Genomic DNA, 16,610 nt, shown 5'->3' on the forward strand with positions numbered 1-16,610 from the left:
GCTTGTCTTCCAACGTGACCACCGTCCACGTATTTGCCTGCAAGGGGCGCTTCGCCAGTTGGGAAGCGCTGCAGGCTTACCTGTCGCCCACCTGCACGGAGGATGGTGACGCCGTGCCGTCGCCATTCTTCCTGGAAACGGGTCTCACGCACTACGAGCCAGCGTGTGTGGAAAGCGCGCTGCTGGCCTCGCCCGCGCCGCTGGCGCAATTGCTCGATGGCGTCTCGTATGGCGACAGCTGGCTGGCGCAGGCGTGCGCGGATGCGCAGGCGCAGGGTGTGCTGGCCGACACGAGCGTGTGCGTGTTTGCGCCGAACCGGCTGGCGCACCCCCAGCGCAGTTCGCTGCATTACGTGGGCAGCTACCGTTACCGCGTGGAAGACTGAGTCCCATCCTCCTGTTCCTCATGCAATAGCTTGTTGACGGCCGCCAGCAGGCTGGTGCCCGAGGTGGTGATGAAACGGGCGCCGGCCGCTTCCGCTTCCACGCCGTAACTGGCGACCGTATCTTTGCTGCAATACACGATGATGGCTAGCGTGGGCTGAGCCTGCCGCACTTCGCGCACCGTGCGCACGCCCGCATCCTTGATGCGCCGGCGGTTTTCCACCCGCGCCATATCCGTGATGAGCAGTGCATAGGCCTTCTGTTGCAGCATATCCAGTGCCTGGCGCGTCGATACAGCCTGGTCTACCTTGATGTTTTCCCGTTCCAGCTGTTCCACCAGCAAGGTGTTGTTGCACGGATGGTCATCCAGCCACAGCACCAGGCTGGACGGCTTTTGCGCTGTCGGCACGCCGGCCAGGGCCGTGACTGCCGCGCCCCCGTCCGGAGGATGGGCCAGCAGCAGTTGCGTGACGGCTTCCTGCATGTCGTCGAGCGACTTTTGCTGCAAGCGGCTCAGTTCCGTTACTTCGATTTCCTTGCCGCTTTCCAGGCGCACGGAATCATTTTTGACGAGGCTGTCGGCCCGCTGGATCATGATGGACAGGTAGATGCGCGTGAGCAGGTAGCCGATCAGGAAACCATGCACGGAAAAGAACAGCATGATGCCGCTCACGACGGCCTGGGCCGTGTCTGGCGCAATGGCGAGGCTGGGCGCGATGAATGCGGCCACGCCGCGCGCCGTAGCGGGCAAGGTCTTCATTTCGATCAAGCCCACGCCGACGATGATCTTGGTCAGCCAGTCCGATACTTCCACCAAGTTGGAATTGATTTCCATCGGCGCGGGCGTGCCGAGAAAGAGGGTATTGCCGGTCCCCCCGTTAGCGTTCTCGTCCGTGCTGCGTCGCTTGCCGTTCGGACGGTCCTCGGCTTGCGCCATGTTGACCATGCCAGAGGGCAGGGTGCGGGGAATGCCGAACAGAAATCCCAGCAGCATGCCGCTGACGCAAAAACCCAGGCTCCACAGCAGCGCCGGCACGGCCTGGTAGCGGGGCGCCAGGACCGCCCCCCCTATCACTGCCAGCAAGCCCGCCAGCAGGATGTATAGCAGGATGAATGGCAGCGCATCTTTCTTGCGCACCGCTGCCGGCGCACTGGCGCTGGCGCTGCTGGTATCCGATTTGCCCACGGCCCCCCCAATGGATGCGGCATTGCACAAGCTGCATATGCTCATCATAGGAAGTAGGGCGGCCGTGGTATTGAGACGGCGCAAAGCGGCGGCATCCGGCAGTGTCAGTCTTTGTCAGCCGCCTCCTTGCGCCAGCGCCGCTTCGCGCGCCACCCGCGTATAGGCATTGGCCAGGTCGTGCCATTGCTGTTTCGCCGCATTCAGGTGCAGCCGCTCGAGGAAACTGCCCAGCTTGTCGTTCTGCGCCGCCTTGAGCAGGTCGAGGATGGATTGCATGTCGGTCTGCGAGGTGACGACAGCGCCCAGCAGTGCGGCCAGGCCGGTCTCGGCGCCGCGGCTGCTGCTATCGAGCTGCTGGAAAGCTGCCGAGATGCTCTGGATCGAACGCTTGAAGTCGTCGCGGATGGCATTGAACTTTTGCGGCAAGCCATCCTGGCAGTGATGCGACTGGGCCGCCTGTTCAATCTGTCGCAGCGCTTCCTGGGCCGAGCGGTCGGCACCCTCGATGGCCAGGCGGATCTGTTCGCGATAGGCGCTTTGCTGCTGCAGCGACACCGCCAGCGCCTGCGTGCCCGCCTTCAGCTGGGCCGAACTGCGCTCCATGTCGCTGCTCAGCTGTTGCAGCGCCTGCGTCGCCGTTTGCCTCTGCTGGTCGTTGGGCCCGATTCCCTGGCGAATCTGCTCCTGCACCGCCAGCACGCGGTCGGCGTTCGCGTCAAAGGCGCGGCTAAAGGCCGGCAAGCTGTCTATCCACGCCTGGGTGGGAGCATATGCCGTGCCCAGGTTGCCCGCATCGCGTTCGGCGCGGGCCAGCACTTGATCGAGCTGGTTGCGCGTCCATGTGAAATCGACATTCTGCGACCATGTTTCCGTGGTCGTCTTGGTGCACATGCCCAGGCCCCACCACGCATGCTCGCTGCACCAGCTGCACTGCGTGTACAGCGGGTACGGCCCCAGAGGCTGGCGCACGGCATTGCGCATATTCGCCACTTCGCGCTGGAATTGCGCCAGCTGGTGCAGCGCGTTTTCCAGCGCGGCGCTATTGCTGTTTTGTGCCATGGCGGGCGCATGCAGCAGTCCCAGCGCCAGGGTGGCCATGGCCAGCAGATGCAGCAGGCGTGCGGCGGCGCGCCTCATGGCTGGCGTCCCGCCGCGTCGGGCGGCGCGGGGAAGTCGACCAGCGCGCTGCTGGCGTAGCGTTGCGCGGCGGTGATGAGCGCCTGCCACAGGGGAAAGGCCATGGCGCTGGCCAGTGTTTGCGCCAGCCAGCTGTCGTTGCCCAGTTCCGCGTCGCTGGCGTCGGCCGCCAGCTGGGTCGTACCGGAACCGAGAGCGCTCCACGCGGTGCGCAAGCCGTCCAGCCAATGGATTAGCTCATCGATAGCCGCTTCCAGCCAGCCGCCATTGGCCAGCAGCAGGTTGACGCCTTCCAGTTGCAGTCGCAGCTGCTCGGACAGCGCCGTGTCGCGCGCCAGCTGCTCGCGCAAGGCGTGCAACTGCGCCTCCAGTTCCTTTTTCTTGTGCCCGCTGAACAGGCCCAGGTGCGCCAATTGTCCCTCTATCGATGCGATGGCTGCCTGCAAGCGCCCCAGCGCCTCTTGCTGCGCCTGCAGATCGGTGCCCGTCTGTGTAGCCAGCTGGGCCAGCGCCGCATTCGCCGGCAAGACGCCATCCTTCCATTTGTTCAAGCCTTGCAGCAGGGGGGCAATGGACGCGCGCGCTTCTTCCACCATCGGTCCCAGCGCATGCAGCACTTCGCGCCTGTCGCTGGCGGCAACACCTGCCTCCAGCAGTGATTGTTGATACGACAGCATGCTGGCAGCCGAACTTTTCAGGCGCAAGACAAACCACACCAGGCCCGCGTACAGCATGGCCGGCGGCGTGTTCTGCGCCAGGGTGTCAGGCGATGTGGCCAGCAGGGCACGCAAGCTTTTCGGCGTGCCAAAGCGGGCAGCCTCGTCCGCTACGGCTTGCGCCGCCGTTGCCAGCGGCTTGTCCGGGCCGGGCTGCTGCTTGTCCGCCTGGGCTATGTAGTACGTGAGGTGATCCCAGGCGCTGCCGCCTTCAAACGCCAGATGGGGATCGCCATCATCAACAGCTTGCCGCAGCGCTGCCTGTTGCACTGCCAGCGGATATCCGAATTGTCTCGACATGGTGTTTGCCTTTCTGTAAGCCAACGATCGGTATGTTTACCCCCCCGGTGCCTGGGCCGGGGGGCAACTGTCATCAAGCGGCGCGCTGGTTTTCCGACAAGTGCTGGCCGAATGCGAGGCTGTCGTAGTCGACCAGCGACTGCACGGTAAACTGCTTGGCGCTGTCATCGATGGCTTGCCAGGAATCGATGGCCAGCTTGGCTTTCGCCTTGACGAGGAAAGGCATGCTGCCCACGTTCGATTCCGTGATGCTGTTGCCCAGCGTGATCATGTCCGTATTCATCTGCACCCACACGCCTTCCACCGTTTGCAGGCTGCCGAGGAATTTGGACATGGCCGGCCCCACGCGCGCCATCTGCGTGTTGAAGTCGCCCAGGTCGCTGCGCAGCCGCTGTTTCTTTTGCAATTCCTGCGTCTGGCTGCTGATCTGTGTGCAATATTCGTTGTAGGCGGCGCGGTTCTGCGCCGCCTTGATGCCCAGCCCGACGCCGGTGGCGATGGCGGCTGCGCCGCCCACCAGCAGCGAGACGCCGCCCGTGAACGGCGCCAGCAGGCCGCCGATCAGCGCGCAGCCGACGGATGCCGTGACGGCGGCGATGGTGAAGTCGCGCCAGGCCTTGTAGGCTGCATCGCGCAGTTTCTCCAGTTCCACGATCTTCGTTTCCAGGCCGCCGATGGTGCGGTTGACATTAGCGATCATCGTCGACGAACTGCTGGTAAATGCCTGCAGCTTGCTGTTGTATTCATTCATTTTCTGTTCGAACAGACCCAGCTTCCTGATCAGTACCGCCACTTCGGCCGACATTTTTTGCGCCAGCGGTATCGGACCCATGGTCTGGTCGAACAGATAGGCTTTCAGGTTCTCCACCTGTTCCTTGGGAGGCAGGCCCGGCAGTTCATCCAGCACGCTTTGATAGCCGCTCACCAGCTTGGTCGAGGTGTCATGCACGCGCTGGCCCAGCCATACTGTGTGCGTGTAGATTTCTGTCGGCGGCGTCGGCGTGGCCAGGAGGCCGGGATTCTTGATCAGGGCCGCGCGCAGGCTTTTCGGGTTGCCGAATTCGGTGGAGGCGTTTTGCACGCTTTTCATTGCGCCGATGCAATCGAGTACCGTCTGCGAGCCATCGACGGCACCGTACTTGCTTTCGAAATCGCCTTTGGTGATGGGCAATTCGCTGGCCGAGCCCACATAGGCTTGCAATTCGATCCAGCTATCGCTGAACAGGGCAAACTGGCTCTTTTGTCCGGATTGGGGATTGGCAGGCGTGGTCAAGCCTGGCGGCGGGTCGATCGATGGCGTGGCGGCGGTATTAATAGCGGTAACACTCATGGTAGTTCCCTTCAGTGATCAGGTCAGACTGCGTGGAAGTACGGAAAACAGCTACTGAAAACGCTGGCGTCAGGCGGCGAGCCTGGCCGCCAGTTGCTGCTGCCAGTCGGGCTGGTCTGGCGGCAAGCTGGCGCCAAAGCCGAGCAGATTGGCATCGACAAAGGACCCGGTAACAAACGCCTTCAAGGCGTTGTCGAGCGTGCGCCAGCCATCGGCAGCCTTGACCATCTCGGCTTCGCGCAGCCATGGTCCGGTGTGCAGGTTGTCCACGCTCAAATCGCTGGTGCGCGCGCCCAGTTCCCTCGCCGATGCGCTCCAGGCCGCTTGCACGCTGCGCAACTGGCCCAGGATGCCGTTGGATGCCGGCAGCGAGAATTTCATCAGTTCATCGAGCGCGCCCAGGTCGCTGCGGTAGCACGCGCGCTTGGCGAGGAAGGCGCTCTGCTCGTGTACTTCCTGTACCAGACCATCGTATTTGCCGCGCGCCACGCCGGCCGCCGCGCCCAGCGCCGCCGCGGAGAGGGCCACGCCGCCGCCCGTGACGGCCGAACCGATGGCAAAGCTGCCGCCGCCCGTGGGCACGGCCAAGATCACCATGATGGCGATGCCGATGATGCCGATGACGGCGGGCACGATGCAGGCGGAAATAGTCAATGCCAGCCATTTCGAGTAGGCGGCGTCGCGCGCGCGCTCCAGATCCCCGATTTTCTGCCCCAGGGCGCCGATTTCCTTGTCGAGTTCAGTGCGCGTCTTGGATGAGCGTTCGGTGAAGGTGCGCATCAGCAACTGGGCTTCGTCCAGCGCTGTTTCGATTTGTTCGAACTCCGCAATCAACTCGCCGATTTTCGCGATGGTGTTCTGCATATTGTCGAGTATCTGGCCATTGTCGAGGAACAGGCTCTTGATGCCGGCCGTGGCGTCGGCCGCCGATTCTTGGCGCGCCATCTCCGGGATGCTGCGCAAGGTCGACGACAGCGTAAAGGCATCGCGGTGCGCCCGTTCCACGGTCCAGACGGTGGCGGAAAAGGCATCGTTTTTTGGGCGCGTGCCGCTGGCCAGGAAATTCGGGTCGTGCAGGATCTTTGCCCGCAGGCTGCTGGGACTGCCGTAGCGCTCGGCCGTCTGGCGCAGCTTGCGCATGGCGTCGAAGCATTCCTTCATTTGCGAACCGGACGAAGCGTCGCCGTAGCGCTGTTCGTATTCGCCGATATCCGACGGCAGGGCCAGCACGGCCTGGATGCGCGTCTGCAGGTCGATCCATTGCTGCGAGGCCAGCACGAAGCGTTGGCCGTCCGGATTGTCGCCCGATATCAGCAGCGTGGAAGAGGGCAGGAACAATGTCATGTAGTTCTCCAGTTCAAAGTGGTCGCCAGGCCGCGCCGTGCAGGCGTGCCGGTGTCTGACAATATGGAAAAAACCAAAGACTTTGCCGCAGCTGCGCCAGCCTGCCTGGTCGATATGGCAGGGCGATGCGTAGACGGCGAAATCACAGCGACAGCCCTGATGCGCACGGCGGTGCGGCGCGGGCGAAAGAGCGGCAGGCATGGCAGGAGATGCTGGCGGGCCGGTCTTGTGCGCGGATTCTGAAAGGTAGTATGCACTTTTTACATGGCGACATTCTCTCTAAAGATAACCTCGCCTCTATTTATTGCATTGTTTGAAAACATGTGTTTTGCAGCTTGATTTTGCGCAAATGTTTGAATCCGAACGCCGGTGTTTTGCGTATCTTCAGAGACTAGTCACAAGCAGTTGTTTTCAGGATGAACGGGAGAAGATATGCAATCGAGGAGAGTCCCTTTGGCATTGGCCTGGCTTGCCATCCAGGCCAGCGCATGGGCGGAGCCGCCTGCCGACGCGGTGCCTGATGCAGTTGCCAATGAGGCGCGCACCGTGCGCGTGACGGGCCACTACGACAACGCCGTCGGCACGTCGGACGCGGCCAGTCAGGGCGTCATCACCAGCGAACTGATCGTCAACCGGCCCTCCTTGCGCACGGGAGAGTTGCTGGAATTCGTGCCGGGGCTGATCGTCACCCAGCACAGTGGCGACGGCAAGGCCAACCAGTATTTTTTGCGCGGCTTTAATCTTGACCACGGCACGGATTTCGCCACTTATGTCGACGGCATGCCCGTCAACATGCGCACGCACGCGCATGGACAGGGTTATTCCGACCTCAATTTCCTGATTCCCGAGTTGGTGCAGCGTATCGATTACAAGAAGGGACCGTATTTCGCCAGCGAAGGCGATTTTGCCTCGGCCGGTGCTGCGCGCGTTCGCCTGGCCGACAAATTGCCGCAAGGCCAGGGCAGCATATCCATCGGTCAGCACGGTTACGTGCGCGGCGTCGTGGCTGCATCCTTGGATGCTGGGCCAGGCACCTTGTTGTACGGCCTGGAGGTGAACCGTAACAACGGTCCCTGGGACGTGCCGGAAAACGTGCGGAAATATAGCGGCGTGCTGCGCTACAGCCAGGGCACGCCTGACGATGGCTACAGCGTGACGGCCATGGCGTATCGCAACAGCTGGAACGCCACCGACCAGGTGCCGCTGCGCGCCGTGGAATCGGGCCAGATCGGCCGTTTTGGTTCGCTGGCGCCCAGCGACGGGGGCGACACGTCGCGCTACAGCCTGTCGTATGCCATGCGCCAGCGCACGCAGAACCGCTTGTTCGAGCTGGACGCGTATCTGATCCGTTCGCAGCTGGAACTCAACAGCGATTTCACCTACTTCCTGGCCAACCCGGCAGATGGCGACCAGTTCCAGCAAAGCGAGCGGCGCACGGTGGCCGGCGTGAACGCCAGCGAAAGCTGGAACACGGAGCTGGCGGGATTGACCATGCGCAACAAGCTCGGCGTACAGGCACGCTACGACCGGCTGTCGCCCGTGGGACTGTATAGCACGGTGGAGCGGGTGCGGCAAAGCACCGTGCGCGAAGACCGGGTGCGCGAGGCCAGCGTCGGCCTGTATGGGGAAAGCACCGTGCAATGGCTGCCCTGGCTGCGTTCCGTGGCGGGTGTGCGCTTTGACGCCTACCGTTTCAAGGTCGATAGCAGTATCGACGGCAACAGTGGCACGGCGAGCGACCACGTGGTGTCGCCCAAGCTGTCGTTGATACTCGGGCCGTGGAGCAGTACGGAGTTTTTTGTCAATTATGGCAAGGGATTCCATAGCAACGATGCGCGGGGCGCGACGCAGACGCGCTTGCCCGATGGCGCGCCTTCCACGCCCGTCACACCCTTGGTGCCGACGAAAGGCATGGAACTGGGCGCGCGCACGCAATGGCTGCCGGGCCTGCAAAGCTCGCTGGCCCTGTGGCGTCTCGATATCGCGTCCGAACTGCTGTTCGTCGGTGACGCGGGCGAGACGGAACCCAGCCGCGCCAGCCGCCGCCACGGCATCGAGTGGAACAACCATTACATAGCCGCGCCCTGGCTGCTGTTCGACCTGGATCTGGCCGCCTCACGCGCGCGCTATGCGCAGAGTGATACGGCCGGCAACTTCATTCCGGGTTCCATCGACAAGGTGGCTTCGTTCGGCGTGACGGTGACGGACCAAGGACCGTGGTCGGCCGCCTTCCAGCTGCGCTATTTCGGTCCCCGCCCATTGATCGAGGACAACAGCGTGCGCTCCGCCTCGACAACCTTGGCGTATGCGCGCCTGGCGTATCAGATCAACCGCGAGACGCGGCTGTCGCTCGACGTGTTCAACCTGTTCAACAAGCGCGCCAGCGACATCGATTATTACTATGCGTCGCGCCTGCCCGGCGAGGCGGTGGACGGGGTGAACGACCGGCATTTCCACCCGGTGGAACCGCGTTCCGCGCGCCTGACCTTGTCATATGCGTTCTGATAACGGTAAACTGTGGCATGACAGATCATTTGGTAAATACCAGTAAATTTCTTTCCCTCATACTGCGCCACGCGCCCGAAAAAATCGGCCTTGCACTCGATGCCCAGGGCTGGGCCGACATCGGCCAGCTGCTGGCGCAGGCGGGCAGCCATGGCCGCTCCATTTCCCTTGAGCAATTGCAGGATGTGGTGGCGCGCGACAGCAAGACGCGCTACGCCATCAGTGCCGACGGCTTGCGCATCCGCGCCAACCAGGGGCACTCCCTGGCCGCTGTCGACATCGACTTGCCACCGGCCACGCCGCCCGCCATGCTGTATCACGGCACTGCCAGCCGCTTTGTCGAGGCGATCCGCGCGGCCGGCCTGCTGCCCGGATCGCGCAATCATGTCCATCTGTCTGCCAACCGCGAAACGGCCGTGGCCGTGGGGGCGCGCCACGGCAAGCCCGTCGTGCTGACGGTGGATGCGGCCGCCATGCAGGCGCAAGGCCAGGTGTTTTATCTATCGGAAAACGGCGTGTGGCTGGTCGATGCCGTGCCGCAGGCGTTTATCGGCTTTCCTTGAGCCGGCATGCGCTGATGCGCTGGGCGAATGCATGGCCCCGCTCATGCACTGATCAGCTTGATGTCGGCTAGCCGCTCGACGAGCCACACGCACGCCACCAAGGCAATCGCCAGCGAACCCACGGTCAGGATTTGGCGGTAAAACCAGGTCTTGCGCAGTAGCCAGGCGACGGGCAGGAAGGCGGCGACGATGGCCAGCTGCCCGATTTCAACGCCGACGTTGAAGCCCAGCAGGCTGGCTAGCAGCGAGCCCTGCGGCAAGCCCAGGTCGCGCAGCACGCTGGCAAAGCCGAAGCCGTGGATCAGGCCAAAGGCGAAGGCCGCCACGGGCCGCTTGCCCCGGAACAGCGGTAGCAGGTTGTTCAGCGCGGCCAGGATCACGGAAGCGGCAATCGCCGATTCCACCCAGCGCGACGGCATCGACACAAGCGACAGGCTGGCCAGGCTCAGGGTGATGGAGTGGGCGAGCGTGAACGCCGTGACGACTTTCAGCACGTCGACAAACGCCGCCTTCAAACCCTGCTGCTGCTCGCGCAAGCCGGGCAGCAGCACGGCCGGCAGCAGCAGCGACAGCAGGAACAGGATGTGGTCATAGCCGATCCAGATATGCCAGATACCGTGCTTGACGTAGGCGCCGAACTGCCCCAGGCGGTCGGGCGCGGCCAGGGACAGCGTCTGGCGCGGGCTGTCCGGGTCGAAGATGGCCGTTTGCGTGGCGCCGCCGCTATTGATCTTGAGCAAACCCTTGTGCTGCGGATCGAGGTCGGCGAACAGGGTGTAGCCGATCGTCACACTGGCTGGCGCGGTGCCGGGGCAGGTGGCCTGGAAGCGCAGCACGTTGTAGGCGCCATCCGTGTGGCTGTCGATCAGTTGTTCGACAGCTTTCAAGGGGCAGACGCCCTGGTCGCTGGCCACCTGCAGGCGCTGCAGGGCGTAGGCGGCAATCGCCTCGTGGCGTGCGCGGATTTCATCCCAGGTCAGGGCGCCGTCGCCATTGCCATCGAGACCGATGGCGAAATCGAGGTCGCGCAGGGCGATATCCCATTGTCCCTCGATCTGCTGGCCCTGGATAGCCAGGCTCACATAGCTGTCGCTGGGCTTGTGGGCTTGCGCGGGAGCGAGCCAGGCGCACAGTAGCAGGATGAAGAGGCATCGTTTCACAGTACACCTGCCTTCTTCGCTGCACTGAGTTTCTGGCCATCCTGCGGCCCCAGCTGCCGGACGAGGCGCTGCAGTGCCTCGTCTTCCACGCCGTTGGCGGCGATCCAGGCCAGCACCGGTTGCGCGGCCCCGTAACTGCGTGCGGCCAGGGCCGCTTCCAGCAGGATGCGCATGTCGGGAACTTCCTTCTGGATGGCCCAGTTTTTCTGCGCCAGTTGCAGGGCGGCCGGCACATCCCGTTGCAAAAACAGGGTGAAACGGGCTTGCTCGCGCTGGTGCACGGTATCGCCACGCTGCATGGCGGCGTTGAAGCGGGCCGCCAGTTCCGCTTTTGCCGCCAGGAATGCCGTCTGCTGGCCGGGCAGAGCTTGCAGGGCCAGCGCGTAGCGCAGCAGCAGGGCGTCGATGCGCTGCTGGTCTTTCAATAACTTGACGACGTCCTGCGGGCGCTGCCGGTCGAGCAGGAAATCCGCGTAGGCGCCCAGCAGGTAGCTGTCGCGCGGCTTCTGCGCCAGCGCTGTCTTGTAGCGCGCTTCGGCCAGCGTGCTCTCTCCGCGCCGCGTGGCCATTTCCGCCAGCAGGCTCAAGGCCCAGCTTTCCAGTTCGGGCGCTGCGCCGGCGCTGCGGCGCAGGGTCATGTCCAGCAAGCGCTCGCTGCTGGCAGCCCGGCCCGTGACACTGGCGATATTGGCAAGGCAGGTGACGGTGACCAGCTGCGTCGTCAAGGCCGACAGGCGGGCGCAGGCCGCCGTTGCTTTTGTGTAGTCGCCCTGCACAGTGAGCACGGTGGCGCGCGTCAGCCAGGCCTGGCCATTGGCCGGTTCCTGGGCAATGACGGCATCGAGGTCTAGCAGGGCGGCGTCGAAATGGTGGGTGCTTTGCAGGATGGTGGCGCGCAGCAGGCGCACGGGCAGGGGCGGCGCCGCCTGCCGCCACCAGGGGGCCAGCGCCGCTTGCGCATAGCCCAGGTAGCGCGGGTCCGTTTCGCTGCGCGCCAGCGCGATGTAGCGCTGCGCCAGGCTGCTGGCCAGGGCCAGGTCTTGCGGCGCGGCGTCGAGCTGCTGGCGCAGGCCGCGCAGGGCGATTTGCGTGGCGTCGGCGCGGCGCGGCAGTTGTTCGATGACGGCGCTGCCATCCTTCGGCGTGTAGGGCGCGGCCCATGCCAGCATGGGCAGGCAGGCGCACAGCAGGGAAATTGGTGTTTTCATGGTGGACGCCGTGAACAGTGGGGGAACAGGGCGGGCGCCGGGGAGAGCTAGTCTCCGCGGCGTCCGCAATGGCTTACAACGGCACCGGTTCCGTGTCTTCCGGAGACGTCGCCATGATGGCGTCGATGCCCACGCCTTCCTTGTCATCGCTGGTGGTCAGGATGACGTTGCTGACGGCCACATAAAACGCGTCGAGCAAGACTACCGGGGGCGGGTTGACGCCGCCGTTGCCGTTATCGCCGCCGTGGCTGCTGCCACCGCCACCGCAGCCGGCCAGCAGGGCCGTGAGCGCCAGGGCGCTGCATGCATAGAGCTTTTTCATCGCATTCTCCTGGTTGGCTTACAGCTGCGGCGAACCTGCCATGGGTGTTTTCAGGTAAGGGAAACCTGCCGTGAAGGAAGTTTCATCGAGGAAAGCGCCGTCCGTGAAGTGCAGGCCGCCGGCGGGGGCGTCACTTGGCGCGCAGCCGATGTTCAAGGTGCACAGCTTGCCCATGGCCACGCGCAGCACCACGTCGACGACGTCGTCGCCGGGACGGCGGCCGTTCGGGAAGCCCGCGTTATCGCCGCCGATGACGCCGAGGCGGTTTTGCGCACCGACATTGGTGGCCGCGATCGAGGTGTTCAGGCGCAGCATTTCCGATGCCGTCACGGTGACTGGCTGGTTCACGCCCTTGATGCCCGTCAAAAAGGTGGCCACCAGGTCGTTGCGGGGGAAGTTGGTGGGCGCCTTGGCGCCTGCCGAGCCGAACAGCACTTCCACCAGCGCTGGCGCCGTCGGGTTGGTGACGTAGTCGGCAAATTGCGCATCGCCCGAGGGCTTGCTGGCGTTGAAGCGGTCCTTGTCCTTCAGGCCGATGACCAGTTCATTTACCAGCGGCATGCCCAGGCGCGACACTTGCACCCACGCGCCGCCTTCCTTCGATGCCGCGGTGCTGCCCGGTGCCGGGTTCAGCAAACGGCCCTGGCGCAGGCTGGCCGTGGTCCAGCCGCCGATGACGGGGTCGCTGCCCGCCGTCAGGCAGGCGGTCGGCACTTCCATCTCGATGGCCGTGACGTTTTTCCGCGCCAGGTCATCCTTGGCGGCCGACTCTGCATTCGCGGCAAACTCCGTGGCGGGTGCCTTGATATTGATCAAGTCGAACGTTTCGCCCAGGTTCACCACGAACGGGTCCTTGCGCTGGCCGACGAACATGCGCGCCGGCGTGGCGCAGCCGGGGATGTTGACCGTGTAGACGTGCTGCGCGGCATACGCGGCGTAGTTGGGGATGGACTTGGTACCGATGTAGTCGACTGGTTTATCGAAGGTCGTGCCGCCGCCCGTGGCATTGGTCACGCTGCTGCGCGTGCCCGTGCGGCGGTCGCCCCGCACCACTGTCACGCTGTAGGTTTCGCGCACGTTCAGGCCGGCCGGGTTGACGCTATCGATGGCGCCGCCGTTGATGACGAGCGGAATCGAGACTTTCTTGCCGCCCACGGTGAACTGGCCATCCTTGATGGTGTTGGTGAAGCGGAACTGGAAGGTGAGGTCTTCCTTGCCGTCGCCATTGTTGTCGATATGGATTTCGTACAGGGCGTTGGGATCCATGGCGAAGTAGTTGGGGCCGCCGTAGGCGTCTTGCAGGGGAATATAATCGGCCACCATGGTGGTGTAGGCGCCGCGGCCTGTTTCATAGCTGCGGAACATATAGAAGTCGGTGGCGTCGACTTTGGGGTTTTGCGTGATGAATGGCGCTTCGCGGTGGCTGGAAGCGTAGGCCGTTGGCGCGATGGCCAACGTAAAAGACACGGCCAGCAGGTTGCCCAGGAGTGCGGCGCCCAGTGCGGTTTTCGAGTGTGACAATGACATTTCGATTCTCCCGATTTTTGTTAGCGTTGACAGGCAGGTCCAAGAAACTGCAGGCTGCCTGACTTATACGAACGGGGAAAAAAAACGGATTCAACTTTCTGTCAACGTGTGCAGCTGAACTTGCCGACCCCTTACCAGGCCAGCACTTTGGGGCCGATGGCCGCGCCGATGGCGGTCGGCACCAGCATGCCCAGTACGTACCAGAAGCCGACGAAGCTGGCCGCCAGTTCGGGGCAGTGCAGGCAATAGACGAGCGCCGCCATGGCGCCGGCGGCAAAGCCGGCGGCCGCGCCGGCCAGGCGCAGGTGCGTGGGCGCCAGTTGGCGCATCACGCGCAGGACGGCGGCCAGGATGGGCAGCGAGAGCAGGGCGATCAGCAAGGGGCAGCTGCGCCAGGTGGCGCCCCAGAACAGTTCGGCGCGTTGGTCGGCTGGGGCTTCCTGCATGATGATGGCGCCCAGCGCCCACATCAGCAGCAGGGGCATGGCGATCAGCAGCGGCAGGGCGCGTGTGTTGGCGCCCGGCACGCACAGGCGGCGACTGACGTGCCAGGCAGCCAGGCTGAGGCACACGACAAAGCCCACCTTGATCCAGAAGTCGGGCAGCAGTGCCAGCTGCGCCAGGTTGGGACGCACGCCCAGCAGCATGGCCGTCAAGGCGATGCTGGCCAGCAGGCCGGCGACCAAGGTGGACGCGGCGCGCCAGTGCGTGCCCGGGGGCGCTGCGGCGGCCACGTCCGGGCCGCTGGCCAGCATGGCGATCAAGTCATCGGTTTTCATGATGTGCTTCTTTCTATCCTTAAATTGGCTGCCAGTGCTTTCAAGCCGCGATGTACGGCCACTTTGACGCTGGCTTCCGAAATGTCCATGGCGGCGGCCGTGTCGCGCACGGACCAGCCGTCGAGCTTGGTATGCACGATGGCGTTGCGCTGCTGCGCCGGCAGGGAGGCCAGCAGCTTGCGCAGGTCGCGGCTGGCCTCGGCCGCCTCGGCATCGGCGCTGGAAAACATTTCCTGCGCACTGTCTTCTTCGTCATACGGCAAGTGCTGCGCCTCGCGCCGCCCATGCCGGCGCAGCCAGTCGATCAATTTGTAGCGTGCGATCGCATGGATCCACGACGTCAGCGGCACGCCCGTGTCATACGTCAGCCGCTGGTTGTGGATGGCCAGCAAACATTCCTGCACCAGGTCTTCCACCTCGTCCGGCCAGCGCTGCAGGCGGCGCCGGAAAAACGCACGCAAATGGGCGCTGCTTGCCTGCAAGAAACTGTGGTAGGCCTGCGCATCGCCATCGAGCCCGCGCAGCATCAAGCCATGCAGCCGCAATTCCGTGCCATGCAGATGCTCGCCAACAGGTATTCGTTGCATGCAGGCCTTTGGTGACAGGCGTTGAAAAATAAATCTAACAACAAATTCAAAAATAATTGAAGGTGGCTGTAACCAATTCTGCCATCGCGGCGAATTGACAAGCAAGCACGTTTCTTCATTCACTATAACGGGTAGTCATCATGCATATCAAGCACCGCCTTGCCGCCAGCCTCGTTCCGCTCTGTCTGTGGGCCGCGACGGCACCCGCTTACGCGCAGATGGCGGCCGGCCAGCGCTGCGCCGTGCAAAGTGGGCCACAGACAGCGGCGCTGGTGGAGCTGTACAGCAGCGAAGGCTGCTCCAGCTGCCCGCCCGCCGACCAGCGCCTGAACGCCTTGCGCAAGGAAGCGGGGGCGGCCAGCCTGGTCGTGTCGCTGGCGCTGCACGTCACCTACTGGGACCAGATCGGCTGGACGGACCCGCTGGCGCAGGCGCAATTCGATGCGCGCCAGGCCGAGCTGCTGCGCCACCAGCCGCGCCATGTGGCTTACACGCCCCAGTTTTTCGTGGGCGGCACAGAGTTGCGCAGCTGGGATACGCAGTTGCCGGCCGCCATACGCCGCATCAACGCGACGGCCGCGCCCGTCAACATCAGCCTGTCCGCCACGCCGGGGCAGGGTGGGAAATTACTGCTGGAAGCGAATGCCAGTGCGCCAGACCCGCTGACCAGCGGCCAGCTGTACCTGGCCATCAGCGAAAGCGGCATCGTGTCAACTGTGCTGCGCGGCGAAAACCGGGGCGCCACCCTGCATCACGATGCGGCCGTGCGCCTGTGGCTGGGGCCAGTTGCGCTGGCGCAAGGCCGCGCCCAACTGCGCCGCGAAGTCAAGCTGCCCGCCAACTGGCGCCCCGAACACCTGCAAGTGGTCGCCTTCGTGCAGCGGGCCGACAGCAGCGCCATCCTGCAAGCCGTCAGCACGGCGCCATGCGCCACGGGAGTACTGTGATGCATACGCAGACTGATTCCAACGCCGTGATCCACCCCGCCTGGCTGCGCCTGACGCACTGGCTCAATGCCGTCGCCGTGGTAGTGCTGGCCACCAGCGGCTGGCGCATCTACAATGCTGCGCCATTTTTCCCGTTCGAGCTGCCGCGCGCCCTGACCCTGGGCGGCTGGCTGGGCGGCGCCCTGCAATGGCATTTTGCCGCCATGTGGCTGCTGGTGGCCAATGGCTTGCTCTATCTGATCATTAATATGGTATCGGGACGGCTGCGGCGCCAGTTCTTTCCCCTGACGCCGCGCCTGTTGCTGGCCGATTTCGTCGCCGCGCTGAAAGGCAAGCTGGCCCATGCAGACCCGCGCCGCTACAACATGGTGCAGCGCGCCGCCTATCTGTTCGTCATGCTGGACTGCATCGTGCTGGTGCTTTCCGGCCTGGTGCTGTGGAAATCCGTGCAGTTCCCCCTCTTGCGCGAGCTGCTGGGTGGTTACGAGAGCGCGCGCCGCGTGCATTTCATCGCCATGGCGCTGCTGGTGGGCTTTGTCGGCGTCCACTTGCTGATGGTGGCGCTGGTACCGCGCACCCTGGTCGCCATGCTGCGCGGCCGCTAAGGAGATAATC

General features: G+C 64.1%; 16 protein-coding genes. 5 read left to right on the forward strand and 11 right to left on the reverse strand.

The features are described from left to right. Window positions 1-2: 2 nt before the first annotated feature. Entirely contained in the window at window positions 3-386 is a 384-nt protein-coding gene (locus C8C89_RS16605) for an immunity 22 family protein (protein ID WP_133991145.1), read from the forward strand. On the opposite strand, the gene C8C89_RS16610 is transcribed toward C8C89_RS16605, so the two are convergent. From C8C89_RS16610 to C8C89_RS16630, 5 genes are all read right to left on the reverse strand, one after another. Next, window positions 368-1,570 (reverse strand): response regulator, encoded by a 1,203-nt coding sequence (locus C8C89_RS16610; protein WP_166674769.1) that lies wholly within the window; start codon window positions 1,568-1,570, stop codon window positions 368-370. The two genes, C8C89_RS16605 and C8C89_RS16610, sit on opposite strands and share 19 nt — an antisense overlap. 114 nt (window positions 1,571-1,684) lie before the next feature. After that, window positions 1,685-2,707 carry a hypothetical protein gene (locus C8C89_RS16615; protein ID WP_133991149.1) on the reverse strand — a complete coding sequence of 341 codons (1,023 nt, stop codon included), beginning with the start codon at window positions 2,705-2,707 and terminating at the stop codon, window positions 1,685-1,687. Beyond that, entirely contained in the window at window positions 2,704-3,723 is a 1,020-nt protein-coding gene (locus tag C8C89_RS16620) for a hypothetical protein (RefSeq protein WP_133991151.1), read from the reverse strand. Before C8C89_RS16620 ends, C8C89_RS16615 begins: the two co-directional genes overlap by 4 nt. A 73-nt stretch (window positions 3,724-3,796) precedes the next feature. Beyond that, window positions 3,797-5,053: an alpha-xenorhabdolysin family binary toxin subunit A gene (locus C8C89_RS16625; RefSeq protein ID WP_133991153.1), complete on the reverse strand. Its 1,257-nt coding sequence runs from the start codon at window positions 5,051-5,053 to the stop codon at window positions 3,797-3,799. Window positions 5,054-5,122: 69 nt separating this feature from the next. Beyond that, window positions 5,123-6,397 carry an alpha-xenorhabdolysin family binary toxin subunit A gene (locus tag C8C89_RS16630; RefSeq protein ID WP_133991155.1) on the reverse strand — a complete coding sequence of 425 codons (1,275 nt, stop codon included), beginning with the start codon at window positions 6,395-6,397 and terminating at the stop codon, window positions 5,123-5,125. Between the two features lie 453 nt (window positions 6,398-6,850). On the opposite strand from C8C89_RS16630, the gene C8C89_RS16635 reads away from it, so the two are divergent. Both C8C89_RS16635 and C8C89_RS16640 read left to right on the forward strand, forming a co-directional pair. Next, window positions 6,851-8,902: a TonB-dependent receptor gene (locus C8C89_RS16635; RefSeq protein ID WP_347876596.1), complete on the forward strand. Its 2,052-nt coding sequence runs from the start codon at window positions 6,851-6,853 to the stop codon at window positions 8,900-8,902. A 17-nt stretch (window positions 8,903-8,919) separates the two neighbouring features. Continuing rightward, complete coding sequence (locus tag C8C89_RS16640; protein WP_133991159.1) at window positions 8,920-9,465, forward strand: RNA 2'-phosphotransferase; 546 nt, start codon at window positions 8,920-8,922, stop codon at window positions 9,463-9,465. A 41-nt stretch (window positions 9,466-9,506) separates the two neighbouring features. On the opposite strand, the gene C8C89_RS16645 is transcribed toward C8C89_RS16640, so the two are convergent. From C8C89_RS16645 to C8C89_RS16670, 6 genes are all read right to left on the reverse strand, one after another. Continuing rightward, on the reverse strand, window positions 9,507-10,625 hold the full coding sequence (locus tag C8C89_RS16645; protein WP_133991161.1) for a HupE/UreJ family protein: 1,119 nt from the start codon (window positions 10,623-10,625) through the stop codon (window positions 9,507-9,509). Then, window positions 10,622-11,833 carry a hypothetical protein gene (locus tag C8C89_RS16650; protein WP_133991163.1) on the reverse strand — a complete coding sequence of 404 codons (1,212 nt, stop codon included), beginning with the start codon at window positions 11,831-11,833 and terminating at the stop codon, window positions 10,622-10,624. Before C8C89_RS16650 ends, C8C89_RS16645 begins: the two co-directional genes overlap by 4 nt. A gap of 73 nt (window positions 11,834-11,906) precedes the next feature. Beyond that, on the reverse strand, window positions 11,907-12,155 hold the full coding sequence (locus tag C8C89_RS16655) for a hypothetical protein (protein ID WP_101481481.1): 249 nt from the start codon (window positions 12,153-12,155) through the stop codon (window positions 11,907-11,909). Window positions 12,156-12,173: 18 nt separating this feature from the next. Beyond that, the gene (locus C8C89_RS16660; RefSeq protein ID WP_180338461.1) at window positions 12,174-13,682 is read right to left on the reverse strand and encodes a DUF4331 domain-containing protein; all 1,509 of its coding nucleotides are present in this window, start codon (window positions 13,680-13,682) and stop codon (window positions 12,174-12,176) included. 131 nt (window positions 13,683-13,813) lie between these two features. Beyond that, entirely contained in the window at window positions 13,814-14,461 is a 648-nt protein-coding gene (locus C8C89_RS16665; protein WP_133991165.1) for a DUF1109 domain-containing protein, read from the reverse strand. After that, a complete protein-coding gene (locus C8C89_RS16670) occupies window positions 14,458-15,048 on the reverse strand; it encodes a sigma-70 family RNA polymerase sigma factor (protein ID WP_133991167.1) in 591 nt (196 codons plus the stop codon). Before C8C89_RS16670 ends, C8C89_RS16665 begins: the two co-directional genes overlap by 4 nt. A gap of 140 nt (window positions 15,049-15,188) precedes the next feature. Here C8C89_RS16670 and C8C89_RS16675 point away from each other — a divergent pair, with 140 nt between their 5' ends. Together C8C89_RS16675 and C8C89_RS16680 are read left to right on the forward strand one after the other, a co-directional pair. Then, window positions 15,189-15,995 carry a DUF1223 domain-containing protein gene (locus C8C89_RS16675; protein WP_243858045.1) on the forward strand — a complete coding sequence of 269 codons (807 nt, stop codon included), beginning with the start codon at window positions 15,189-15,191 and terminating at the stop codon, window positions 15,993-15,995. Then, window positions 15,995-16,600: a cytochrome b/b6 domain-containing protein gene (locus tag C8C89_RS16680; protein WP_133991169.1), complete on the forward strand. Its 606-nt coding sequence runs from the start codon at window positions 15,995-15,997 to the stop codon at window positions 16,598-16,600. The genes C8C89_RS16675 and C8C89_RS16680 overlap by 1 nt, the downstream gene beginning before the upstream one ends. Window positions 16,601-16,610: the final 10 nt, after the last annotated feature.

Source organism: Janthinobacterium sp. 75 (assembly GCF_004365495.1).
GTDB lineage: Bacteria > Pseudomonadota > Gammaproteobacteria > Burkholderiales > Burkholderiaceae_D > Janthinobacterium.